At 40.8% G+C, this 24,029-nt stretch carries 23 protein-coding genes, 6 tRNA genes and 3 pseudogenes; 15 read left to right on the top strand and 17 right to left on the bottom strand.

Annotated features, from left to right (window positions below; translation table 11 throughout):
• Nucleotides 1-12: 12 nt before the first annotated feature.
• The 4 genes from IPM19_04730 to IPM19_04715 all read right to left on the bottom strand — a co-directional run bounded on the left by IPM19_04730 (nucleotide 13) and on the right by IPM19_04715 (nucleotide 1,844).
• Nucleotides 13-552: a hypothetical protein gene (locus IPM19_04730; GenBank protein QQS22891.1), complete on the bottom strand. Its 540-nt coding sequence runs from the start codon at nucleotides 550-552 to the stop codon at nucleotides 13-15.
• 67 nt (nucleotides 553-619) lie between these two features.
• Nucleotides 620-693, bottom strand: a tRNA-Gly gene (locus tag IPM19_04725).
• A 6-nt stretch (nucleotides 694-699) separates the two neighbouring features.
• Complete coding sequence (locus IPM19_04720) at nucleotides 700-1,389, bottom strand: helix-turn-helix domain-containing protein (protein QQS22890.1); 690 nt, start codon at nucleotides 1,387-1,389, stop codon at nucleotides 700-702.
• A gap of 378 nt (nucleotides 1,390-1,767) precedes the next feature.
• Nucleotides 1,768-1,844: transfer RNA gene (locus tag IPM19_04715), tRNA-Val, on the bottom strand.
• A 101-nt stretch (nucleotides 1,845-1,945) separates the two neighbouring features.
• On the opposite strand from IPM19_04715, the gene IPM19_04710 reads away from it, so the two are divergent.
• Both IPM19_04710 and IPM19_04705 read left to right on the top strand, forming a co-directional pair.
• Nucleotides 1,946-2,596, top strand: a complete 651-nt coding sequence (locus IPM19_04710; GenBank protein QQS22889.1) for a hypothetical protein — start codon at nucleotides 1,946-1,948, stop codon at nucleotides 2,594-2,596.
• Nucleotides 2,597-2,599: 3 nt separating this feature from the next.
• Nucleotides 2,600-2,685 (top strand) — tRNA-Leu (locus IPM19_04705).
• A gap of 25 nt (nucleotides 2,686-2,710) precedes the next feature.
• On the opposite strand, the gene IPM19_04700 is transcribed toward IPM19_04705, so the two are convergent.
• The 8 genes and pseudogenes from IPM19_04700 to IPM19_04665 all read right to left on the bottom strand — a co-directional run bounded on the left by IPM19_04700 (nucleotide 2,711) and on the right by IPM19_04665 (nucleotide 8,351).
• Nucleotides 2,711-3,661, bottom strand: coding sequence for a bifunctional oligoribonuclease/PAP phosphatase NrnA (locus IPM19_04700; GenBank protein ID QQS22888.1), 951 nt, complete (start codon nucleotides 3,659-3,661; stop codon nucleotides 2,711-2,713).
• On the bottom strand, nucleotides 3,661-4,020 hold the full coding sequence (gene rbfA, locus IPM19_04695) for a 30S ribosome-binding factor RbfA (GenBank protein ID QQS22887.1): 360 nt from the start codon (nucleotides 4,018-4,020) through the stop codon (nucleotides 3,661-3,663). Before rbfA ends, IPM19_04700 begins: the two co-directional genes overlap by 1 nt.
• Nucleotides 4,021-4,118: 98 nt before the next feature.
• The gene (locus tag IPM19_04690; protein QQS22886.1) at nucleotides 4,119-4,418 is read right to left on the bottom strand and encodes a hypothetical protein; all 300 of its coding nucleotides are present in this window, start codon (nucleotides 4,416-4,418) and stop codon (nucleotides 4,119-4,121) included.
• Between the two features lie 59 nt (nucleotides 4,419-4,477).
• Nucleotides 4,478-6,418, bottom strand: coding sequence for a translation initiation factor IF-2 (gene infB, locus IPM19_04685; GenBank protein ID QQS22885.1), 1,941 nt, complete (start codon nucleotides 6,416-6,418; stop codon nucleotides 4,478-4,480).
• Nucleotides 6,419-6,505: 87 nt separating this feature from the next.
• Entirely contained in the window at nucleotides 6,506-7,348 is an 843-nt protein-coding gene (locus IPM19_04680) for a hypothetical protein (GenBank protein QQS22884.1), read from the bottom strand.
• A 60-nt stretch (nucleotides 7,349-7,408) separates the two neighbouring features.
• On the bottom strand, nucleotides 7,409-7,801 hold the full coding sequence (locus IPM19_04675) for a polymer-forming cytoskeletal protein (protein ID QQS22883.1): 393 nt from the start codon (nucleotides 7,799-7,801) through the stop codon (nucleotides 7,409-7,411).
• A 35-nt stretch (nucleotides 7,802-7,836) separates the two neighbouring features.
• Nucleotides 7,837-8,190: pseudogene (locus IPM19_04670) on the bottom strand (DUF4446 family protein).
• Nucleotides 8,139-8,351, bottom strand: coding sequence for a hypothetical protein (locus tag IPM19_04665; GenBank protein ID QQS22882.1), 213 nt, complete (start codon nucleotides 8,349-8,351; stop codon nucleotides 8,139-8,141). The pseudogene IPM19_04670 and the gene IPM19_04665 overlap by 52 nt, the downstream one beginning before the upstream one ends.
• A gap of 101 nt (nucleotides 8,352-8,452) precedes the next feature.
• Here IPM19_04665 and IPM19_04660 point away from each other — a divergent pair, with 101 nt between their 5' ends.
• Nucleotides 8,453-8,755, top strand: coding sequence for a hypothetical protein (locus IPM19_04660; protein ID QQS22881.1), 303 nt, complete (start codon nucleotides 8,453-8,455; stop codon nucleotides 8,753-8,755).
• A 156-nt stretch (nucleotides 8,756-8,911) separates the two neighbouring features.
• On the top strand, nucleotides 8,912-9,172 hold the full coding sequence (locus tag IPM19_04655; protein QQS22880.1) for an RNA-binding protein: 261 nt from the start codon (nucleotides 8,912-8,914) through the stop codon (nucleotides 9,170-9,172).
• A 132-nt stretch (nucleotides 9,173-9,304) separates the two neighbouring features.
• Here the strand turns inward: IPM19_04655 and IPM19_04650 are convergent, their stop codons facing one another.
• Complete coding sequence (locus tag IPM19_04650; GenBank protein ID QQS22879.1) at nucleotides 9,305-10,150, bottom strand: hypothetical protein; 846 nt, start codon at nucleotides 10,148-10,150, stop codon at nucleotides 9,305-9,307.
• A gap of 174 nt (nucleotides 10,151-10,324) precedes the next feature.
• Between IPM19_04650 and IPM19_04645 the strand changes: the two genes are divergently transcribed.
• On the top strand, nucleotides 10,325-10,801 hold the full coding sequence (locus IPM19_04645; GenBank protein QQS22878.1) for a 23S rRNA (pseudouridine(1915)-N(3))-methyltransferase RlmH: 477 nt from the start codon (nucleotides 10,325-10,327) through the stop codon (nucleotides 10,799-10,801).
• A gap of 187 nt (nucleotides 10,802-10,988) precedes the next feature.
• Here the strand turns inward: IPM19_04645 and IPM19_04640 are convergent, their stop codons facing one another.
• Nucleotides 10,989-12,227 carry an O-antigen ligase family protein gene (locus IPM19_04640; GenBank protein QQS22877.1) on the bottom strand — a complete coding sequence of 413 codons (1,239 nt, stop codon included), beginning with the start codon at nucleotides 12,225-12,227 and terminating at the stop codon, nucleotides 10,989-10,991.
• Nucleotides 12,228-12,301: 74 nt separating this feature from the next.
• Here IPM19_04640 and IPM19_04635 point away from each other — a divergent pair.
• The 6 genes from IPM19_04635 (at nucleotide 12,302) to IPM19_04610 (ending at nucleotide 14,922) form a co-directional block, all read left to right on the top strand.
• Nucleotides 12,302-12,376: transfer RNA gene (locus IPM19_04635), tRNA-Arg, on the top strand.
• 321 nt (nucleotides 12,377-12,697) lie between these two features.
• Nucleotides 12,698-12,773, top strand: a tRNA-Ala gene (locus tag IPM19_04630).
• A gap of 340 nt (nucleotides 12,774-13,113) precedes the next feature.
• A complete protein-coding gene (locus IPM19_04625; GenBank protein ID QQS22876.1) occupies nucleotides 13,114-13,557 on the top strand; it encodes a hypothetical protein in 444 nt (147 codons plus the stop codon).
• Between the two features lie 94 nt (nucleotides 13,558-13,651).
• On the top strand, nucleotides 13,652-14,245 hold the full coding sequence (locus IPM19_04620) for a ribonuclease HII (GenBank protein ID QQS23425.1): 594 nt from the start codon (nucleotides 13,652-13,654) through the stop codon (nucleotides 14,243-14,245).
• Between the two features lie 64 nt (nucleotides 14,246-14,309).
• A tRNA-Ser gene (locus IPM19_04615) sits at nucleotides 14,310-14,399 on the top strand.
• Nucleotides 14,400-14,607: 208 nt separating this feature from the next.
• Nucleotides 14,608-14,922, top strand: a complete 315-nt coding sequence (locus IPM19_04610) for a hypothetical protein (protein ID QQS22875.1) — start codon at nucleotides 14,608-14,610, stop codon at nucleotides 14,920-14,922.
• Here IPM19_04610 and IPM19_04605 read toward each other — a convergent pair.
• From IPM19_04605 to IPM19_04595, 3 genes and pseudogenes are all read right to left on the bottom strand, one after another.
• Nucleotides 14,901-15,218 (bottom strand): annotated as a pseudogene (locus IPM19_04605) (recombinase zinc beta ribbon domain-containing protein). The gene IPM19_04610 and the pseudogene IPM19_04605 sit on opposite strands and share 22 nt — an antisense overlap.
• A 210-nt stretch (nucleotides 15,219-15,428) precedes the next feature.
• Nucleotides 15,429-15,896: pseudogene (locus IPM19_04600) on the bottom strand (recombinase family protein).
• Nucleotides 15,884-16,645 (bottom strand): hypothetical protein, encoded by a 762-nt coding sequence (locus tag IPM19_04595; protein QQS22874.1) that lies wholly within the window; start codon nucleotides 16,643-16,645, stop codon nucleotides 15,884-15,886. Before IPM19_04595 ends, IPM19_04600 begins: the two are co-directional and overlap by 13 nt.
• A gap of 64 nt (nucleotides 16,646-16,709) precedes the next feature.
• Between IPM19_04595 and IPM19_04590 the strand changes: the two genes are divergently transcribed.
• From IPM19_04590 to IPM19_04575, 4 genes are read left to right on the top strand one after another with little or no spacing between them, the layout of a single operon-like run.
• A complete protein-coding gene (locus tag IPM19_04590) occupies nucleotides 16,710-16,919 on the top strand; it encodes a helix-turn-helix transcriptional regulator (protein QQS22873.1) in 210 nt (69 codons plus the stop codon).
• 4 nt (nucleotides 16,920-16,923) lie between these two features.
• Nucleotides 16,924-19,440 carry a DEAD/DEAH box helicase family protein gene (locus IPM19_04585; GenBank protein QQS22872.1) on the top strand — a complete coding sequence of 839 codons (2,517 nt, stop codon included), beginning with the start codon at nucleotides 16,924-16,926 and terminating at the stop codon, nucleotides 19,438-19,440.
• 10 nt (nucleotides 19,441-19,450) lie between these two features.
• Entirely contained in the window at nucleotides 19,451-21,286 is a 1,836-nt protein-coding gene (locus IPM19_04580; protein ID QQS22871.1) for an N-6 DNA methylase, read from the top strand.
• 2 nt (nucleotides 21,287-21,288) lie between these two features.
• Nucleotides 21,289-23,985, top strand: a complete 2,697-nt coding sequence (locus IPM19_04575) for an AAA family ATPase (GenBank protein QQS22870.1) — start codon at nucleotides 21,289-21,291, stop codon at nucleotides 23,983-23,985.
• Nucleotides 23,986-24,029: the final 44 nt, after the last annotated feature.

The raw sequence follows: 24,029 nt of genomic DNA, 5'->3' as shown, positions 1-24,029 counted from the left end.
GTTTTTTCTCTGTTAACTTTGATTGCCAAGTTTTTTTAAGCTCTTTATCAAATGGACTAAGATATAAACATCAAGGGCATACCATAGCAGAATCCCTAAGAGCATGTCATTTTGGGTAGCAAAGAAGTATATTGCAGAGATTACCAACCCGGCAATAGATACATAACTGAGGGTTAGGATCCATGACGAGTATTTATTGATTATTGTTCGAATGTTAAGACCAATTATTATCAGTATGATACCGATTAAGGCAGAGATAGAACCTTCCAAAGTAAGCGATGGGGTCAATGACGCTTCTCCGTCCGAGTTTATGAACAGGAAAGTTAAATGAACAACCCCTAGGAAGATAAAAAACGCCGCAAAGGTTTTAGGGCTTTCCCCTCCCTTGATTTTGTTGCTCAGCCAATAGCCAGCAATGGCTCCTACGATGAGGGCAATAATAGCGATCATGTTTGCAGAGTCGATATCGGTGCTTTGAGCAACGACCAAGGACCAAGCAATAGTGCCAAAGACCAACGCCCCTACTAGGGTGTAGACAATTTTTCTTAACATTTTATTAAGTTAATAATGTTATCTATATTATATAACAAAAAACTCCCCTTTAGGGAGAGTTTTTTGGTGGAGCGGCTAACGGGAATCGAACCCGTATCCCTTCCTTGGCAAGGAAGAGTTCTACCATTGAACCATAGCCGCACGTATTTAATTTGCAATCCCCTCTATCCAACCCATAATCTTATGGAAAGTTGCTGTGTCGCCTATCCTGACCTGAATTGTCCCGTAAGGCAGCACATTGTAAGGCCTTTTATTTAGAGTGGATTTACTCACGCCATAGTAGAACTTTTCGAAACGTTCTTTAGGAATTTTAGTCAATTTTGACCAAAATTGCAAGAGCTGCTCAGGATTTTGATGTTGATAAATTCTTAGGCCAGCTTTTAGTCTATTTTCTTCTATCTTGCAAACTTTTCTTAAAAATTCGAGAAAAATAGCAACGAGTTTCGGATCGGAATTAGATAGGCTAACAGGATGGTAAGAGCGGGCAACTCCATTCTTCATAATGGCTCGTTTATGACCCTCACCCCAATATAAGGCTGCGCCAATCAATAACAGTTCTCTGTTAGATAGTCTTCCTATTTCTAGCATGGCTGCTGATCTGATTTTTTTTGCTTTTGCATGCGCTAGCTTAGTTTGTAATGCATTTCTTTTGAGCAATCCTTTTAAGGCCCCCTTCTTGGTTTTGTCATTTAGCCTATCGGAGGCAATTTTAGACAATTGCAAGTTTTTAAACCAAGTAGAAAGGGTGCTTTTGGGAATTTTTAAAACTTGAGCTATTTCTGTGTAGCTTTTTCCTGTTAACCTTAGTTTCAGTGCCTTTTCTTTATCGTTTCTCATGGGTATGCTTAAAGTATAGCACAGCGGTACGAAAACTTATGTATTAAAAAACAGTGAAAATTTCACTGTTTTTTAATGGTGCCCCGGGTCAGAATTGAACTGACGACACGACGCTCTTCCTGCGTCATTTTGGACTATATCATCTTCCTTTGGAAAGGAAGTCGGGCGCTATCCGTAGGATTATTGTTGGGCTCACCTACTAGTCTCTACACCTTCCAAGAAGTATTAACCCGTTCTTGGCTTGGCTCGGGATTGTCTAAATGTATTTAGATGTTCCCCGAGTTCACCCGATTTGCATTGCAAAATTACTCTCGCATGGCCCGAAGATTCAGGCGTCTGCTCTACCACTGAGCTACCAGGGCATATTAAATTTTCGCATGGTGGGCGATAAAGGATTCGAACCTTTGGCCTTCTCGGTGTAAACGAGACGCTCTAACCAACTGAGCTAATCGCCCTAAATTTGCTAACTTAATGATTATATAGAATTAGGTATATTTTTGCAAGAGGTTATTGATATATATTGGTATACGCTAACGCCTTGAGGTATGATATCGATATGAGCACTAATCATTTTGAAAAAATTGTATGGTCCCCTGATTTTGCTTATGTTATTGGGTTAATCGTTACTGATGGAAATCTTTCCAAGGATGGTAGGCATATTAATTTTACGTCTAAGGATATAGAGTTAGTCAATATAGTTAAAAATACTCTTAACTTAACCAATAAAATATCTCTCAAAATCCGAGGTGCAGAACCTAAAACCACCTGCTACTTTTTACAGTTTGGTAGTATAAATCTTTATAAGTTTTTACTATCTATCGGCTTGATGCCTAGTAAGTCAAAAGTTATAGCAGAAGTCAAAATTCCAAAACGATATTATGATGACTTTTTGAGGGGTCATTTTGATGGAGACGGAACCTTTTATTCTTACAAAGATAAAAGATGGCCTTCCAGTTTTCTGTTTTATTTAGTTTTTATGTCGGCTAGCGAAAATCATATTAACTGGTTACGGGTACAAAACAGTTTAAAATATAGAGTCTCTGGTCACATTAGTAAAAATAAGAACTCTTCTGTTTATCAATTAAGGTATGGCAAAAAAGAGAGCTTGGTTATTTTAAGAAAAATGTATTCAAATAGTAGTTTATGTTTGACTCGTAAGCTATTGAAAATTAAACAAGCATTAGATATAATTTCTGAGTCTTTATAACTAGCGCGGGTGCTGTAACTGGTAGCCAGGCTGCCTTGAGGTGGCAGTGCCCCTAGGGCGTGGAGGTTCGAGTCCTCTCCCGCGCACCAAAAAACTTTGCATAAGCAAAGTTTTTTATATAATCTCCCATTTTCCGTCCGGTGTTTTAGCCAGCTTCCCTACCATAGAGAATCCGGCTGCCAATTTGTGCCCGCCGCCGCCCAGTTTTTGGGCGATTTGCTGCACGTTTACCCCTTTGTACTCTTCGCTGCGCAGGCTGCCTTTAATACGATCCCCGTCTTCCTTGAGAAACATTGCGTATTTGGCTTCTGGAACTTTATTGAGAGTTTCCACCAAACCTTCGAAACTGGCTTGTTCTGGGTTACCCAAGCTTTGCAGTTGGTCCTGAGTAATTACAGAATAGATTACCTGGTTGTCGGGATTGTAGTAAGAATTTGTTAAAGCCTGTCCCCATGCTTTGAGCTGAATTGGGTCAGCGTTGTTAAATGTATGCTTGCTGACCTGGCTGATGCGCGCGCCGCTTTTCATTAATTCCGAAGCCGCCTCTAAAGTGCTGGCTTGGGTGTTGGAATGCATTAGCAATCCTGTGTCTGTGACAATTCCTGTTAACAAGTTGGTTGCAATGTCGTGGCTGATCTCCCATCCGCAAAACTTGAAGAAATCAAACACCAATTCCGCCACGGAAGACTTGGTGTGATCAACAACATTTACTTCTGCATAAAATTGGTTATCTGGATGATGGTCAAAGTTGATTTTTGGAATTTTCAGATTTTGAATATTAGGATTATTAACCCGTCCCAAATGAGAGCAGCCGGAAATAATCAGCAGGTCGAAGTTTGTGTGGTTGATGTCGCTCAATACTTCATCCGACATCGGCATATAGCTCAAGCGGCTTGGTACGCCTTCGGTTACAGCTATGGTAACATGCTTCCCCATTTCTTGGGCCGCTATAGCCAAAGCCAAAACTGAACCCAGATCGTCACCGTCAGTGCGTTCGTGCGTAGTAAATAGAATCCGATTTGAGGATTCCATTAGTTGTTTAGCTTGTAAGAAATTTTCCTGCATTAGTCTTCTTCCTTGTGAAGTTTATCGATCAGTTCGTTAATATGCTGCGCGTAGCGGGGAGAAGTGTCCAAAAAGAATTGCAGCCGCGGGACCATCTTCATTTGCAGCTGCTTGTTGATCTCCCCTTGAATGTCGTAAATATTATCTTTTATAATCTTCATAATCTCATCGTCATCGCCTCCAACAATGGAAACCCAGACTTTGGCCCAGCGAGAATCCCCGCTCACTTCCACCCTGCTCACTGTGGTTAAACCGTTTACCCCTTTTAAGTACGGTAAAATTGCCTCTCCTACTAATTGTTGTAAAAGAGAGTTTAGTTTTGGGATTCGATTAGGATTTTTGGGTTCTTTTTGCTTCATAGCGAAGAATTAATATACCAAACTGTCTATATTATATCAAGCCGCCGCCGCAGAAATATTGAAAATAATAAACCCGCCTGGCTTTGGCGGGTTTTGGTTTACTTACTAATGGGTACCTCGGGTGTGCCTTTGGTTTTCCAGGGACGGCCAAACATATCTTTCTTTTTGAAATGCTTAGAGGCCTTTTCTGCACCTTGTTGTCTTAATCGGGACTCTTCTTCCTTCATTAGATGGTTTTGGTGGCGTTTTGCTTCCCATTCCTTAATTTCTTTATCGCGCTGGATTTGCTTTTCTTCTATTTGAGCCAAATGTTCAGCTCTCCCAGCTTCAAAATCATCATTATTCTCTTCGAATTTAAAATCCTCCGCCTCCTCCGGGGTATGACCATATTCATTCATATGATTATGCTTAATTAATTAAATGATACCATAAATAAAACCGCCATATCGGGGCGGTTTTATAGGCTTTTCTGCTTAAGGCTCTCTTCAAAACTTTCTATAAGGTCATCTACTTGCAGCTTATAATTGGTTTTGATTTTCATGCCAAACTCATTATTGCGAGCCACTTCTTTGGTTTCTACTTTGCCTTGCTGAAGCTCCAGGATTTCTCCTCGTGCCACTTCTTGATATTCGCCTTCATCATTCTTTTTGACAATGGCAATTTGTTTATTCTTGCGGATCTCTCCCTCCAATACCATTCCGCCAACAATCATCTGGCCCTTTTCGGTTCGGAAGATGGCTAAAATCTTGCCACGCCCAAATGTTTTCTTTTCCATTTCCGGAGTAAACATTTCTACTACGGCACTGGTTACATTTTCTAACAGTTCGTAAATTACGTCGTAGTTATCGACGTTGACTTTTTTTTGCTTGGCCAGGTTAACTGCCTTTGGATTAGTCTTTACCCGGAAAGCAATGATGTTAGCCTTAGAGCTTTCTGCCAGCAGAATATCGTTTTCGTTTACTTCGCCAATTCCCTCGCTCAGTATATTGATCTGAACCTCGTCATTCTTTAGTTTGCTGAATGACTGCTTGATTGCTTCCAGCGATCCGGCAACGTCTGACTTTAAAATTAAATTCAATGCTTTAGAGTCATCATCAAGTTGAAGTTTGGAGCGGACAGTTAAGCGGCGGCTGTGCTTAAGCTTTTGCGCAGTTGTGCCGATTTCTCGAGCTTGGTCTAAAGTCTCGGTGGTTTGCAAAATATCACCTGCTTCGGGAAGATCTGAAAATCCGGAGATTACTACCGGCGTCGATGGTCCGGCAACTTTAACTTTCTTGCCATGCTCGTCTTCCATAGATTTAACTTTTCCAAAACCGATTCCGGCTACCATGATATCCCCTACTTTTAAGCTGCCGTTTTGAATAATAACTGTCGCTACCGGACCCTGCCCCTGAGAGACATGGGATTCGATAACTGTACCAAGCAGTTTGCCTTTTGGATTAGCGGTATAGTTTTCTACTTCGGCTTGCAGCAAAACCATTTCTAGCAAGTTGTCGATCCCAATTTTGTTCTTCGCAGAGATTTCTACCGTAATAGTTTTTCCACCCCATTCTTCGGTAAGAATGCCGTGTTCGGCTAGCTCCTGTTTTACTTTAGGAATATTTGCGCCCTCTTTATCGATCTTATTGATAGCAACGATTATGGGGGTATTGGTGAACTTAGCGCGATTAATAACCTCGATAGTTTGCGGACGAACACTGTCGTCTGCAGCTACTACCAGAATAATCATGTCGGTTACGTTAGCACCACGGGCGCGCATTTCTACGAAAGCTTCGTGGCCGGGAGTATCTAAAAAGGTTATAGCCTGACCATCTTTTTTAACTTGGTACGCACCAATGTGCTGGGTGATTCCCCCGCTTTCTCCGGCCACAACATCTGTTTCTCGGATCGCGTCAAGCAAAGTAGTCTTGCCATGGTCGACATGGCCCATTACAGCCACAATTGGAGCGCGGGCAACTTTTTCTGATTCGGTTTCTGCTGCTAATTGCTCCTGCAAAAAACCGCTTCCGAATTCTTTTACATCATCAGTCTTTTCGCTAGCAACCTCGTAACCTAGATCTTGCGCAATAATGCTGGCAGTTTCGAAGTCCACCTCTTCGTTTATGGTGGCCATTACGCCATTGGTAATGAGCGTGCGAATTACATCCGTTACCGGCAGTTTTAGCAGCTCGGCAAAGTCGCGAACTTTGATAAATGCCGGCAAAGACACTTTCTTGGGAGTGGTATCTTTCGGCGCTGTTTCTTTAGGTTTAGCGCTCAAGGCCTGCGCAATCTTCTTCGCCAAGTGATTGTCTATCTTATTGGCTCGCGGGGAAATATGAAAACCGGCTGCGTTTGCTTTAGCGCGCAGCTCCTGGATCGACATATTCAATTCGTGAGATAGCGAAGATAAGTTCATAACTGATTAACTATACTGTAAATTGTCGAAAAAATCAAGCGAAGCACGAAATAAAAAAACCGGTTGCCCGGTTTAAGTTTAGCAGATCTAAAAAGTTCGTCCCTTTCCTACGATCATGCGCAGGTGCTTTGGGATAATGCTTACCACTGCCGGAACTTTAGCAAAAGTCCGTCCGGCTATATTTAAAGGAAAGCCGCGCGGCTCTAAAAATTCTACTTGCCTGCATTTGATCACGGAAGTTCCTGGGATATTTTCTAAGACGCCTGCAGCAATATCTGGCTTATATTTTAAAATGTCTACGCGGCTTAATCGCTCCAGAATCATTAAATCTAAAAATCCGTCGGTTGGATTGGCAATGGTGCTGTTGGAGCTGGAAGTTGTTCGACTATTGGTAATGGTTCCCCCTAAGCAAGTAATGTCCATTATATAAGAATTATCAATGCGCAGCTTCACTTTAATTTCATCCTTGGTTAAAGAAGACATGCTGCTGAACCAGCTCATGTTTTTTACTTTAGTCGAAGCTACTCCGAATTCCACCTGGCTAATAAAATAGTTGTCCCCTAGTAAAGCCAGGTCCATTTTTTCCAAACGGCGTGCCGCAACTGTTTTAACCGCTGTTTCCAAGCTGTCGATTCCTAAAATTTTTCCGAGAGAGGTGTCTGGCACTAATGGAATAAAGCCCAGGGCAAAGTCACGGCCTGCCAAATAAGCCAGCATGATGTTAAAAGTGTCGTCGGTACCGCACGCTATTAAGGTTTTTACCCCGCGCTCTGCCGCGAGCTCGACTAGTTCCGGTATGCCCCGAATCGAGGTCACGCGAACCATCTCGCCGGAAATTCTAAACTGCGTTAAAAGACCCTGTAAAGTAACTTGGGCCTTTTCGAACTCGCTAGGAGTTATATTAGTGCTGTCGAGAATATAAAAATACATGGAGCCGTTCGCTTAAAGATTAAGCTGGCTATGCGCCAGAAAAGTTAACAGGTGCTCTGCCTACTTTTCTAGTTCTGGCTCGTTAGTGCTGCCGGAAGATGCTTTGGATTTTTCGGCGCTAGCGCCTTTCATGTTGCATTTGCCGGAAAATAGTGCGCCGTCTTCTACGCGAAGAACTCCGCAAGCGATGTCGCCGTTGATGCGGGCAGTCGATTGTAAAATTAGGTTGCCCGAAACTTTGATATTGCCCGAAACTTGCCCAGCAACAATTGCGTTGCCGGCCTGGACATCTGCAGAAATGACAGCAGCTTCACCAATGTGAACGCTTTGGGATGTGTGGACTTTACCGGTTACTCCGCCTTCGATGCGGATATTGCCTTCGGAAACCAAATCACCTTGGATTTTTACGGAAGGGCCGACAATTGTTTCGGCTGCATTGTTTTCTTGTGCCATTGTAGTATAAAAATTAATTACTGATTCGTCTTAAATTATTTTTGTTTGGAGGTCTTTTTGGTTTTCTGCTCTTGCTGACTTGGGCCGGTGACTGCTTCAATTAAAGCTTGCTGTTCTTCGTCGTTAAGCGGCTGAAGCGGCTGACCGTGGGTTATGGCTTTGCAGTAGATGCGGTTGTGTTCGCGTCCATGCAGGCTTGTGATGACCAAACCAGTTTGTTGGCCATCGAGCATTGCCAGGGCAAAGCTTAGATTGCCGCCGTCATTGCTTCCGGAGTTGAAACGAACAACGCTGGAATATTGGAACGCGGTTTCTAAAGTTTCACCATTTTGTCTCACTATTTTTCTAAACTTGTTTGGTTGTTGTTGAGCATCTGCAGCTTCTCGGTAATAGAAGTAAGAACTTCCTCTAAATTATCCGGCTGGCTGTCTTGGTCAAACATTGCTCTCCATTTTCGGACTTTTAGGCCGGCAATAACTCCGGCAATGCCGGCGATGAGTGCAATGATAGAAGCGGTTAATGCGATTATAGCCAAATTTTGTTCAGACATAGTATGGCTATTTTAGCACCCCGCGCGAGTGTGTTCAACTTGATAAAAATTGCCGTTTTTATTATGATTAGCATATTAAATAACTAACTTTCTATATTAGTATGGGCAAGAAAAATAAGAAGAAAAAGTATTATCAACAAGCGGTAAATTCTGCTTCGTCTGCACCCCTTTCGGCTTCCCAGCCATCTCCTACTTCTTCGGCGTCTACTGTTTCGGCTAAGCCTGCGCCTTTGGAAAAATCTGCTGCAGCTTATGGTGCGCATGCAGAAGAATACCGCACTGTCCGACATGATTTAATCAGAGTGGCTTTGGTAAACGGCGTATTTTTAGCAGCCGTACTTGCTCTATATTATGCTAATAAGAGCAATCCTTTCCTAACCAGCTGGTACGAAAAACTATTTTAATACATATTTCCCGTTCAGAAGGCCCGCGAAAGCGGGCTTTACTTTTTGGCTTGGATATGCTAGAATTGGTTTGTAAGTTTCTTGTATTTCGTTCCTTATGTTTTAAGGCCTGAAGTAAAAGAGGTCGTCTTACGTGTATTAATCATAAGGAATACTATGGCATCAAAATTGTATGTTGGCGGACTTCCCTACTCTACTACTAATGAAGAGTTAGAAGCAGCTTTTTCTAAAGCTGGTAACGTTGTATCCGCAACAGTCATCATGGACAAAATGTCCTGTCGTAGCAAAGGTTTCGGTTTCGTAGAAATGTCTACTGAAGACGAAGCTGCTGCTGCTATCAGCATGTTCAATGGTCAGGACTTCGGTGGACGCAATATCAGCGTTAGCGAAGCTCGCCCAATGACACCAAGAAACTAACTTGTTTCTAAAATTGAAAACACCTATCCCTCGTGGGTAGGTGTTTTTTGCTTGCCAAATCCACGAATAATAAAAGATGAAAAAAAGCCGACACATACTTCGTGTCGGCTAAATAGCATTATGCTACAGAGTTTACAGTGTAACCCCCTTCGCGATGTACGGGAATTGGGTTTGCGAATTTGCGTCGGGGTCCGCCAGCTGCTGGAAGGTTACGACCGTCCCCGGCTTAGGGTTAACAACCTTTTCTTTCTCGGCCAAATTGCGGATATATTTGAACGGTAACAGCGCATTGCCTTTTTGGGTGCGAAGCGCGATCTGCTGCGCAAACGGATTGCACCACAGAACCTCGGCCTGGTTTGTTCCAAGCTTTATTTCTGTATTTGCCGAAGGCGCTATGTACTCGCTCGCATCCGGTAAGCTGTCTACGTCGACGAGCGACGCGATAAATCCAGGGAGTTCCGTCCATTCGCTGAGCCTCGGTATTACGAGCTCGCCGTCCTGCTGGAACAGTTCGGCTTCGTACTTCGTCTCCTGATGGAGGAAGTAGTCGTTGTTCTGGGATGCTATCCCGACCAAGATGAGCGCCAATTTATTACCCTCGATCGCGGCAACGTAAGCGTTGTTCGTGGTCTTATGAGTATAGTAAAATGACTTTCGTCCTTTGTTCGCTTTGAGCACCGGGATGCTTTTTGCGTAATGCATTATCCCGCTCTCGGGGAAAAGAGTGCCGTCTAAGGCCACGATGGACTTGCCATCCTTGTTTTGGTGAACAAAGAACGGTGCAGAAAAGATCACTCCTTCTGTCGGTCGCACATATATGCGCAGCAGGAACGAACCTCTTTCTAAGGGGTTGTCGAGCCAGCCGTTGGACAATGGCGTCAGATTAACTCCTTTATCATCCGATGCATCGGCCCGTTTCCAGACCGCTACAAGATCCACAGAACCTTTTCCGTGATTACCGCCAATTTTTGTAAGCATTAATAGTTCCTCCTAGGAATTTTCTTTTAGATTTTTAGCGCTATAATAATGGTGCATTCGGCCTTCACCGAGTTGGCCCAGTCTTTCTGTAACGCTCAAAAAGACCTGTAACTATAACATATTCTATGACAAAAGTCAATAACCAATGTCATTTGCATGTTTCACATGAAAACTATGTCTAATTCAAAAATTACAATAATCTGTTTAGGAAAATTCAAAGAAAAAGCCTATTTTGAGCTGGAGAAGGAGTATAAGAAGCGCCTCTCCCCTTTTTCAAAGGTTAATATTATAGAAATTCCGGAACAACCCTACCGCAAAAATGCAGATATAGACCGCATCAAATTAACCGAGGCTGAGGATATAAAAAAGCACCTAAAAACAGGGGCTATTGTCATTCTTTTGGAAGAAAAAGGAACTTTAAGAAATTCCGAAGATTTTGCTGCTAATTTAGATAGACTCACATCTTTAGGCCAGGAGTTAATCTTTGTTATTGGCAGCGGTGTTGGGCTTCACGAGTCACTAAAAGAGGTTTCTAATTATACACTTTCCCTCAGTCCATTGACTTTTCCGCATAATCTAGCGAGAATTTTGCTATTAGAGCAAATATATCGAGCTTACACGATAATTGCCGGTAGAGAGTATCACAAATAAAAGCGCTTGATTAAGCGTTTTTTTGACTCTGATTTGTTAAGTGCTTATCGTTTTGTAGGTGTTTTCACGTGGAACAATCTCCTTCCACATGAAACCAATGACTACCGCTAAAAGAATCTGGGTTGGCCAAATTGTATACAAATAGTGGTCGATCAGAGAGCGGGAAGCAATGCTAAGGCTATTGCCCCTAATGTGACATTCCAGCAATTCCTGTTGAAATTTTTTTTTCAGTATTTCCACGTGAAACAGCTCTCCAGATTGATAAAATCATAACTTTTATCATAAAAAAGCTTACAATTAAGCCAGTTATGCCTAATTCTGACCAGGTAATGAGCCAGAAGTTATGAATTGGCTGAATGTCCCATTGTTCTAATTGGCTACTCAACCTCTGTTTCATGTGGAACATGTTGGTGCCCGGACCTGTTCCCACTAGCCAATTATCTCGAATGATATCTACACCCGTAGCATTATAAGTATTCCTAAGATTCTTTGCTGCGCTTTCGATTGTTCCACGGGAAACAATCCAAGGATAGAAAACCGTTATTGATATAGCTATTCCGATTGGTACCACCCATAACTTCCTTACAAATAAGACAGATTTCTTTCTATAGCTATTCAGAATTAACCACGTGGTGAAACCTAAAACTAGAGCCAGCATTCCACCACGTGACAAACTTGCAAATATTCCCATTACCATAAGAATATATGTCACGGATAAAATGACTCTTTCCCTCAGTTGTAAAGTATTGTTAAGTAAATATATGTTAAAGAGTGAAACAATAACGAGTACACCGGCAAGTATATTCGGATGAGGAAGTGTTCCATATCCTCGGATATAAGTTGTTCCATGTGAAACAGCTTTGGCCACTCCATACATTGTCACGGATAGGGGAGATTCTCCCAGTAGGTTTAGTCCCAATGAATGCTGCAGCGAGAACTGTAGAACTGCGATAACCCCTTGGATACCCCCAAGTAATACACAAATCCACAGGAATAATTTCTTATACTTAAGCGCAGTAGGGGATTTGTATACCGAATAACCTAGGAGTAATACACATGTTATCCTCAAGTGGTGATAAAAGGATATTGCAGCTTCGCTTTCGAGTTTGACTTGATAAACTATCAGAAGGCCTGTGAAAACTAAACTGATAATGAGCCAAAATTTGAAGTTCTTTTTCAATTTTATTTCTCTATATATATTGATGCCGATGAAAATTAACACAAAGGCAAACCCAATGTATATGGAGATTGAAGTAAAGTCTGAGTAATACCCAAGAATAGTTGCGTAGCTGTTTTCTAGTACATACCTTATCGGGAAGAATATAGAGACCAAGATCCCTGCCAGACTAAGTAGTTCCACGGCCTCGAGTTTGGGTATTTCACGGGAAACAAAATAACTATTCATTCTATCTATAATTTTTGACATTTGAATGCGTGTGTGGCTTAATTGCACGATCGCTTTGTTATGATATAATTCTAACATCAAATGAAAAAACTCGACCCTTTGTAGCTCAATGGATAGAGCGGCTCCGTCCTAAGGAGACGATGGGGGTTCGATTCCCTCCGAGGGGACCAGAAAGATCTAATTTATGAACAACATGAACGACAACGAACTTAGGCAATTTAATGAAAATTTACAGAGACTTAATAAGAGCATGAGCAGTTTTTGGTTAAGCTTTGGAAAAGGTATCCTAACCGGGTTTGGTTCGGTGTTAGGAGCTGGGTTGGCAATTATTTTAATCGGATGGTTTTTGACAATAATAGGTGTTATTCCAGCATTCCAGAGACAGGCAGAGCAGTGGCGCGAAGTATTCATCCAAAATCAAAACAGTGGAACATATGTTTCACCAGATGGCACCAGACTGAACCTCAGTAAAACAGGTCTTCGGTTTTCGAGGGCCCTTAGCTCATCTGGTAGAGCGCATCCATGGCATGGATGAGGCGACCGGTTCAAGTCCGGTAGGGTCCACCAATAAAGAAAATTTAAACACCCCGTGAGGGTGTGTTTTTGCATTGACCAAAAGCTGGGAAAATGCTATTATTCATTAGCGTTAATCGCTTTTTATTTTGCAAGGGACAAACAGGAGGAGTGTGAGAAAACTGCTTTCGTTGGTCGCATTTAAGCGACTTTTCAGGAAGGATAATGCAGTCAGCCTTGAAATGGCTGCAACTGGTTTTCAGGTAGTAAGGGATCACCATGGTGTGATTGATTGGACCAAGTCCAAGCAAAAACAATAGAAAATTCCCAAGCTCCAAATTCACGAACAAGGACAAGCTGAGCTTGTCCTTTTTATATTGCTATAATTAAGGATATGATACCGAGTACAGAAATTACTTTGGATTTTGACCACACCGTAGGTACGGAAGACCGTTTTGTGATTAAGCACTTGTTAGAGGACTTCGTAGATGTAATCAACAATCAGCCGCATGACGAACTGAAAGCAATGATTTCCGGAGCCGCTATTGCAGAAGGTTTTACCGAATTTGCCATGCAGAAGCCTCAGTTGCTAGACATGTTTTATAAAAAGTTTTATGGCCGGCGTAAAAGTTTTATTCGTTTCCCGGAATTAAAATTGTCTTCTACTCACAATCTATTCCACATCAATGGCGACTACGAGGAATACTTGGAAGAAATTTTGGCAGCAGCAGGCACAATCAAGATGTCGCTTATAAAAACTGACGACGGATTTGAATTTATCGGATTTAAATTTTATCCTCGCATGCGCATGCAAGTAGAAACAGAAACTAATTTGTAAGTTATCCGTATATATTAGTTTGTAGATGGTTTATAAAAAATGTTATGTTGGACCGATTTAAAAAGAACTAAGTTTATACAATGGCGGCGCAGGCATAGTTGTTGGCGTTGATGAAGTTGGCCGCGGACCGTTAGCAGGGCCGGTAGTTGCTGCAGCGGTGAGTTTTGTTGCAGATAATTTTAAGGAACTTGAAGGGCGATCTTGGTGGAACGAAATTACCGATAGCAAGAGATTGTCGGAGAAGAAGAGGGAAGAGCTAAGCGAACATATAAAAAATAATTCTCTCTACTCCATTGCAGTTAGTTCGGTAATGGAAATTGAAACCATAAATATTTTGCAAGGTAGTTTATTAGCTATGCGTCGCGCGGTCGAGGAATTGCAAAAGCAGGGTAGGGGACTGGTGCGGGGGAGTTCAGTCTTGTTGGTTGACGGCAGAAACACTATTCCGGATTTGGAGATTACTCAGGAGGCGATTGTAAGAGGGGATAGTATCATCCACTCTATCGCCGCCGCTTCTATTATTGCAAAAGTGCACCGCGATAATTTAATGAAGGAGCTGGGCCAGCAATTTCCTGTTTACGGCTTAGACAGGCATAAGGGTTATGGAACTAAATTTCATATCGAAGCGATAAAGGCCCATGGCCTCTCGCCTATACACCGCGCTTCGTTTTGTGGTAATATTGTTTAATCATATGTAAGTCGCGGATGCGTTTAAGAAGAAGATTTTATGGAGGCGGATCGTTAAAAAATTTGGAGAGGTGCCAGAGTGGTCGAATGGGTCGCACTCGAAATGCGATGTGCTCGCAAGGGTACCCAGGGTTCGAATCCCTGCCTCTCCGCCAATTTTCACTTTTTGTGAAATCGTAAGGAATTGCCTCGGCGCAAAGCGCCTCGGCATGGTATTTTTCCGCAATTTTGAAGGCATTTTTGAAATCCAAAAACAAAGTGCGGTCGGCAATGCGGAAGTTCGAACCAATCTTTTTTAGAAAATCCCGAATCCTTTCGGGATTTTCTTGTTGAGCGCATTTTTCGGCTTGGTTGGCTTCTTTTATGAAGTTAATGGCAAGTTCGAACCGATTATTGCTCTTTCGCCCAAAAGACGAGATTTTTTCTTCTAAATCCTTTTTTGCGAGAATGAGCTTGTGCTTCTTGGTGGCATACTCCGTTTGCGACAAACTGCCTGCCAACTGTAAATCAAGCAAGCGATCAAGTTTTGTTTCAATTTCTACAAGCTCATCTCGCAATTCTTGGGCGAAAGAGCTTTCCGCTTGGGCGGTTTTTAATTTCTCGTTTTCAAAAAATTCTATTGAAGCGTTCGCCCAAGCGGAAGATAAAGAAACTTTTTTGATTTCCTCTTTTATTTGAGAAGTGATGATTTCCTCGCGAACATATTTTTGAGTACAAGGATTTTTCCGTTTGGTGCAACGCAAATAATTATGTCCTTTCTGTGTTTCGGTCGTGATGAAACAACCGCACTCTCCGCAACGGAAAAATCCTCTATACACATAGGGTTTCAATTTTGGCGTTTTCGGTTTACTCTTTCTCATCATCACTTCTTGAACGGAATCAAAAAGTTTCTTTGTGATAATCGGTTCGTGCTTTCCGTCATACATTTCGCCGTTGTATTCGATAATTCCGTAGTAAATCGGATTTTTGAGCATATACTGATAATTTGAGACGGAAAGCATCTTGCCTTTCTTGCCAACCAAGCCCAAGGAATTGATAATCTTTCGGATTTGAGCAAGGGGATATTCGCCAGTTGCATACATTTCAAAAGCCCGCTTGATATATTTCGCCTTTTCTTTATCAACCGCAATACAACGAGCATTCTTGTCGTTTATATAGCCAAGTGGAGCCCAAGCGGGCCATATTCCATTTCTAAGTTTCTGGCGAATACCCCTCTTTATATTTTCCGAAAGATTATCCACATAATATTTTGATTGCCCAAAAGCGATGGACAACATAAATTTTCCCTGCGGTGTCGGATCAAACCAAAAAGTCGGAAATTTTAGCGCGGATATTTTACCAGTATCTACCAAGTAAATTATCCGTCCGCCGTCTATGGAATTGCGAGCAAGGCGGTCGGGGTGCCACGCTAAAATTCCCTCGGCTTCATTTTCCTCTATGCGCGAGATCATTTCGTTAAAAATTTCTCTGCCTGGCTCTTTGGCGGTTTTGCTTTCCAAAAATTCACGGACGATATTCAAACCCTCTTTTCTGGCATATTCCCGCAATTCAAAAAGTTGCGCCTCAATGGAAAGAATTTGACGCTCTGGTTCGTCCGTGGATTTTCTCGCATAGAGGAAAAACTTTTTGGTTTGTAAATTTATGTTGTCCATATTGTTTTTAGATTAGCTTTTGGGCAATCAAAGAAAAATGCGCTCAACCTTTCGCTGAAAGCAAAAGAAAAAAGATTGGTTTGCAAAATTTCATTTTGCCAGAGCTTCGCTCTGCGAACTTCCGCATTGCCGACCGCACTTTGTTTTTGGATTTCAAAAATGCCTTCAAAATTGCGGAAAAATACCATGCCGAGGCGCTTTGCGCCGAGGCAATTCCTTACGATTTCACAAAAAGTGAAAATTGGCGGTGTTTTCTGGACGAAGTTCGAACATTTTTTGAGCAAAACCCCCAATAAGGAAGCCAGCCCCGCCACTGCTCGGAAACCTCGCCACACCACAGAAAAATACTCTTTGCTCTTTTCATTTTGCGCGCGCCCGATTTCTTTTTCTTCTAATGAAAAGAGTATTTTTCTGCGGTGTTCTGCCTTCCAAGTATTCAGGCAGGTGGCGGGGCTGTCCACAATTTGATTTCGAAAAGGAAAAGCGGAATTCCCCCCAAACCCCCCTTCCGCTTTTTCTTTTCTCAAACGGAACGGGATCGGAAGCAGGCGGGCAAAAATTCCTTCCCCCCAACCCCCTTCCTTTTTGCCCGCCTGCTTGGGCTTCGCCCCCAAAACTTTTCGGCGGGACGGCGGGACAGAAAACAAAAGAGAGGATAAAAGAGGAATAACGCTTGCCCCACCCACCCGTGCGCGCGTTATATCAAAGGAACTCCCTAATTTTGTTTGACTAATTGATAAAAATTCCATATACTAACTATAAATCAGTGATGTTTTTAATACTATACAACTATAATAGTAAAACTATACGATTATGTCAAACGAAAAATCCACAATTGGCGACAATATAAAGAAATACCGAAACAAGCTCGGCATTTCGCAAGATCAGCTTTCAAAAAAGGCGGATTTGGCTTTTCATACAATCGCCAAGATTGAAGCTGGCTCTACTCCCAACCCCACCATTGATACAGTCAAAAAAATCGCGGACGCCCTCGGCGTTTCCCTTGATGATTTAATGAAATAAAACTATGGCAAATACTAAAGAAGCAAAAGCGCGAATAAAAATAAACAAACTGCTTGAACAAGCAGGCTGGCGATTTTTTGATAATGAAAAAGGACAAGCAAACATTTCGCTTGAACCGAATGTAAAACTTACCCAAAAAGACATTGACGCTTTTGGTGAAGATTTTGAATCCACAAAAAACGGCTTTATTGATTTTTTATTGCTCGATGAAAAAGGTTTCCCGCTCGTTATTCTGGAAGCCAAAAAAGAAGACAAAAACCCACTGGACGGAAAAGAACAAGCCAGAAAATACGCTCACACTGAAAACGCCCGTTTTGTAATTCTCTCAAACGGCAACCTTCATTATTTTTGGGATTTGGAACGAGGCGATCCTGAAATTATCACAGAATTTCCAACGCAAGAATCTTTGAAGCACAGGCAGGATTTTAAGCCCAACAATCAGCGTTTAGCAGACGAGGAAGTCAATGATGATTATATCGCCCTCACGCAAAATCCAAATTTCAAAGACGATCCTCGTTATCAGAAAGAAGATACTCGTGAACAATATCTTTGGGACGAAAATTTGCGAATTTTGCGCCCGTATCAACTCAAAGCAATTCACGCCTTGCAAAAGTCCGCCGAAGCTGGAAATGATCGCTTTCTTTTTGAAATGGCGACAGGCACAGGAAAAACTCTAATTTCCGCCGCCGTTATCAAACTGTTTTTACGAACAGGCAACGCTAAAAGAATTCTGTTTTTGGTTGATCGTTTAGAATTGGAAGACCAAGCCCATAAAAACTTTGTCCGCTATTTGAGCAATGACTTTTCTTCTGTTATTTACAAGCAAAACCGCGACGACTGGAAAAAAGCGGAAATTGTCATTTCAACAGTTCAAAGTCTTTCGGCGCAAGATAAATATAAAAAACTTTTCTCGCCGACTGATTTTGATTTGATTATCGCCGATGAATCACACCGAGCAATAGGCGGAAACTCGCGAGCAGTTTTTGAATATTTTATCGGCTACAAATTGGGCTTAACCGCAACACCGAAAGATTATTTGAAAAATGTTGATCCGCAAAAATTATCACAAAAAGACCCACGAGCTTGGGAAAGACGGCAACTCTTGGACACTTATACGACTTTTGGCTGTAAAAATGGCGAGCCGACTTTCCGTTTCAGTTTGCTTGACGGCGTAAAGGAAGGATTTTTGATCAACCCTATCGTTTCAGACGCGCGAACCGACATCACTACCGAATTGCTATCGGAAAAGGGCTATGCGGTTATGGTTGAAGATGAGAATGGCACAGAAAGTGAAGAAACATTTTTCCAAAAGGATTTTGAAAAGAAATTCTTTTCCGAAAAAACAAATCGCGTCTTTTGCCAGACACTCATTGAAAATTCTCTTAAAGACCCGATAAGCGGTGAAATCGGCAAAACTATTGTCTTTTGCGTCAGTCAAAAGCACGCTTCCAAAATAACGCAAACGCTCAACCAAATGGCGAGCCAACTTTGGCCCGACAAATACAATTCCGATTTTGCCGTGCAAATCACCTCAAATATTGCGGACAGCCAGCAATTCACAATCAATTTTGCCAACAACAACCTAAACGGACACACCAAGTTTTTGGAAAACTACAAATCCAGCAAAACGAGAATTTGCGTAACTGTCGGAATGATGACGACTGGTTATGATTGCCAAGATATTTTGAATCTTGCGCTTATGCGCCCAATCTTTTCGCCGACTGATTTTATTCAGATCAAAGGACGAGGCACAAGAAAATTCACTTTTGAATATACCGACGAATATGGCGAGAAACACAAAAAGCCAAAAGATCATTTCAAATTTTTCGATTTCTTCGCAAACTGCGAATACTTTGAAGAAAAGTTTGATTATGACGAGATTTTGCAATTACCAATCAAACAAAAAGGAACTGGCGGAGAGGGACCTGTCGGCGTTGATATTGATGAAATAGAAGTTTTTAATCCCGACAAAGTAAAATCCCTTACCGAAACGCCTGTCGGAATCGAGGGAATGAAAGTTGATCGCAAACTTTTTGAAAAAGCCCGTGAAGAATTGCAAAAAGACACGGAAGTAAAATCTGCCGTGGAAAATGAGCAATGGGACAAAGCCGTGCAGATTATGCGCGACAAATACGAAGACAAACCGCAATTATTCCTGAATCTTGAAAAAATCCGCAAGAGCGAAAATCTTGATCGCCGTATTTCTTGGCGTGAATTTTTGGAAAGAGCTTTCGGCTTGATTGATGTTTTCAAATCCAAAGACGAAAAACTGGAAGAAGAATGCGAAAAGTTTATCTCAATCTACAAGCCCGAAAGCAAATATGTTCCGCATATCAAAAATTATCTGAAAGCGTATGTTACAGACGAAAAATTTCGCGAGATTATCAACAAAAAACAATTTGCGGAATTGAATGTGTACGCTGGATTTACAATGTCGGAATTTAAGGAATTAAACGGCTGGCGGGAAACTGTCCCTGAATATGTGAAAGACTATGTTCCCGTTAATGTTTATATGAGGTAACCAAAAAATTATGCTTGATCAAACTACAAAACGAAAACTAGACTCTGCCCGACAAATTCTTGTCGGTAAAGTGCCAGACCCAAAAGCTCAAGTTGAACAAATCACGACCGCTCTTGTCTATAAGTTTATGGACGATATGGACAAGGAATCTGAAGAACTCGGCGGAGAGGCAAAATTTTTCGCCAACGGATTTTCGCAATACGCTTGGACGAAACTTTTGGACAATAAACTTTCGGGGCAAGAACGCCTTGATTTGTATGTTCAAGCAATTACGAATATGTCGAAAAATCCGCATATTCCGCAATTGTTCCGTGATATTTTCAAAGGCGCGTTTTTGCCATACAACGACCCTCGCACGCTTTCGCTATTCCTCAAAGAGATCAACGAATTTAATTACGAACACAGCGAAAATTTAGGCAATGCTTTTGAATATTTGCTTTCTATTCTCGGAAGCCAAGGCGACGCGGGACAATTCCGCACGCCTCGCCACATTATTGATTTTATTGTTGAAGTTGTTGATCCAAAAAAGAACGAAACAATTCTTGATCCCGCTTGCGGAACGGCTGGATTTTTGATTTCTGCCTACAAGCACATTTTGAAAACCAACAAAGAAAAACCGCTCACGCCAGACGAAAAATTAAAATTGATGAATAATTTGGCAGGCTATGATATTTCGCCTGATATGGTGAAATTGGCGCTTGTGAATATGTATCTGCACGGATTCCCAGAGCCAAAAATTCACGAGTATGATTCGCTGACCAGTGAAAAGCGTTGGGACGAAACTTTTGATGTGATAATGGCAAATCCTCCTTTTATGACACCTCGTGGAGGAGTAGTGCCACACAAGCGATTTTCTATACAGGCAAATCGTGCAGAAGTTTTGTTTGTTGATTACATCATAGAACATTTAAATATCAGTGGTCGAGGTGGAATTGTAGTCCCTGAGGGAATAATGTTTCAAACAAGCAATGCTAATCAATCGTTAAGAAAAAAAATGGTAGAAGATGGGTTATATGCGATCGTTTCTTTGCCAGTAGGAATTTTTAATCCATATTCCGCAACGATTAAAACAAGTGTACTTTTTTTTGACAATTCAATTTCAAAAAAAGTTAAAGATATTTTGTTTATTAATGTTGAAGCAGACGGCTATGATCTCGGTGCAAAACGACAAAAAATAGAAAAAAATGATTTGCCTGAAGCCCTCCAAGTAATCACTGATTGGAAAAATGGCAAAAAGAATCCAAGCAAAAAAGTTTTTTGGGTAAGTAAAGACGAGATATTAAACCACAGTGAAGTTAGTCTAAATTACAAAACATATTTTCAAACTGACCACCGAGGAAAAAGTAAGTGGGAAAGCGTTAAACTTGGCGACATTTGCAAAATAAGAACGGGAAAGAAAAATGTTAATGAAGGCAATCCAAATGGAAAGTACCCTTTTTTTACTTGCGCCCAAAATCATACTTATAGTGATGTTTTTTCATTTGATGCAGAAGCGATACTTATAGCAGGCAACGGAGATGTTGGCACAGTAACTTATTTTAAGGGTAAATTTGAAGCATACCAAAGAACATATGTTCTAACTGATTTTGTTAATATTGAACCTAAATACTTATATTTCGTGTTAAAGAACACTTTGAAAGATTCTGTTCTACAACAAAAACTGGGAAATACTATGGCGTATATCAAATTAGGTGCAATCCAAAATTTTAGTTTTCCGTTACCTCCAATGGAAGTACAAAAAAAGATAATGAAAAAGATTGAAGAAAGAGAAAATCAAATAAAGGAATATGAAAATTCAATACATAAACTCAAGGAAGATATAAAAGTGAAAATTTTTTCAGAATAAATATGAGCAGTAAGATTCCAAAACCAAATATCGGCTCCGAATGGAGAAAATGGGATTTGCATGTGCATAGCCCTGCTTCTGACGGCTTTTCTGGTACTTGGGATCAATTTGAAACTCAACTGAAAAACGCTGATTGTGATGTTATTGGGATAAATGATTATTTTTCAGTAGCAGGATACAAACAAATCAAAGAAAAAATCGACAAGGGCGATTTAGATGTTGGCGGTAAGAAAATCCTGCCCGTTGTTGAATTTCGAATGACTGAAAGCGTACAAAACAAAAACACCACAACAAACGGGGCAACTCATTTCAATTTTCATATTATTTTTGATGACCAAATACAAATTGCTGACATTGAAAATTTAATTAAGGGGTTGAAAAGCAACGGAACAAAAATCAGTGGCGATTATGATGACAAAGCCAAACTGAAAGATAAGAAAATCTCCCTCGGTTCTTTGCTAACTGAATTAAACCAGGACGAAAAATTTAAGGATAAATTTTTATTGTGGCTTCCGTATGATGAATACGGCGGTATTGATGAAATTGATCCGAATTCAGATGAGTGGATAAAGAGTAATTACATAAGAACTGCTGATGTTTTAGGTTCTTCACGACAAAAACAAATTGATTTTTTCCTTTGGAAATCTGATTTGAAAACTGACGGAACTGTAAAATTTACACAAGATCAGTTTCGCGGTTGGTTTTTACGAAAAAAGGCTTGTATAAAAGGAAGCGATTCACACGCTCAAGATTATCCAATTGGAAAGCTAAAGGATAAAGATTCAAAACCGATTGAAAAATATTGCTGGATTAAAGCCGAGCCAACATTTGAGGGATTGAAGCAAATTGTTTATGAGCCAGAAACAAGAATTTTTATTGGTGAGGAAAAACCAAAAAAGCCGATAAACACGATTGACACAATTACTCTAAAAATTCCTACCGACGCAAAAGTTGGCGAAGATAAGTTTTGTTTTGCTGGGAATAACGGCTCATATAACTTAAGCCCATATTTTAATTGTTTTATCGGTGGTAGAGGATCAGGAAAAAGCACTATTTTGAATTTTCTGGGATTGCATTCAAACAACCCCGATTCTCCAAAAAAGTTTTGGAATAATTTAAGCCCCTCTTTTGATCCGAATGACAACAATATTTTTTCCTTTGGCGGAACTGAAATTTTTGAATTTTTAGCTCAAAGCGAAATAGAAACTTTTGCGCGGGATAAATCTAAATTTACGCAAGCAATTTATGACAGAGCTAATTCGCACGCAGGTAATATTTTAGAGGAATACGAGGAAGAAATTGAATCCTTGAAAGGCAAACTTGGTCAAATTATTCAAGCCGTTTCTGATTTGAAAACTCTTGAGGATCAAAAAATTGCAAAAGAAAAAGAAAAAAGGACGCTTGAAAGTAGCGTTAAAGTATTATCGAGCAAAGAATATAACGAGGTTATTACTGGAATTACAGATAAATCAAAAGAGTTGCAGGAGTTAGAAGATTGGAAAGAAAATATATCTGATCTTAAAAATTCACTGTCTGATCTAATTCCAGAATCTGAATCTGAAGAATCAAAAGAAGAAGTTGAAAAAACTGAATACGAAAAAGCCTATGACCTTGCAGTAGCCAAGATTGCTGAAGCGGTTGAATTATTGAAAGAAGAAAAGTTTGCAGAGGAAGCAAAGAAAGAATCGGAGATCAAAAAAGCTCTGACAGAATTGGAAGCTAAAGCCAAGACACTAATTGAGAAAGCTGGTTATACTCCCGAAAGCGTTGAGCAGATCAAATCCGCTCCACAAAAAATAACGAACTTGGAAAGCGAAATTAAGAGCTTAACCGCTCAAATTGAGGCAAAAACAAAAGTGCTTGCAACGCTCGAAAATGTTGTCGCTGGATTAAGCACAAATAAACAAAATTACGAAACAAAAATTACCGAGATATTGAAACCCTTGCAGGATTTATTGAAGAAACAGTTTGAAGACAATCAAGGGAAAGATATCAAGCAAATTTCACTCGAATATTCTTTCAACGAAAAAGGTGCTTGGGTTGCTCTGGCAGAAGAGTTTTACAATTATTTTTTCACAAAGTACCACGATACGGAACGAGGCAAAGAAGTGTGCGAATTTATAACGGGCAATGAGCAAACTTTTTCCAAAAACTCATTTGACGATGTTAGAAAAATTATCCAACAATCCCAGAAGAGCGATAAAAAATACACCAAATTTCTTGATGAGGTTTTTAAGGAAGAGAAAAATTTTCAAATCTTTCAGGCAATTAGGGATAAACATTTGTACGATGTGAAGCTAAACAAAATAATCCAAGTCAAATATGACAATCGAGATGTTGAACAAGCGTCTTTCGGACAAAGATGTACGGCGGTAGTTGTGATTTTACTTTTGTTTGGGAATTATCCGCTAATTATTGATGAGCCAGAGGCTCATCTTGATAGCTCGTTGATTGCGAATTATCTTGTGCCTTTGTTGAAAGAGAAAAAATCAGATCGCCAAATCATTTTTGCCACCCATAACGCAAATTTTGTAATCAACGGAGATGCAGAGAAAATTTTCATTTTGAAAAATGAATCGGGGCAAACGGAAGTTATTGAAACGACAATTGAGGACACAAAAAACAGAGAGGAATTGCTAAAACTTGAAGGCGGAAAAGAGGCATTTGAAAAAAGAGGTGAAAAGCTTAATATTAAATAGTCCCGCCGTCCCGCCGAAAAGTTTTGGGGGCGAAGCCCAAGCAG

Source organism: bacterium (assembly GCA_016699995.1).
Lineage (GTDB): Bacteria > Patescibacteriota > Doudnabacteria > UBA920 > UBA920 > UBA920.
The sequence above is the reverse complement of the archived record's forward strand: the minus strand, read 5'-3'. Positions and strand labels throughout refer to the sequence as shown.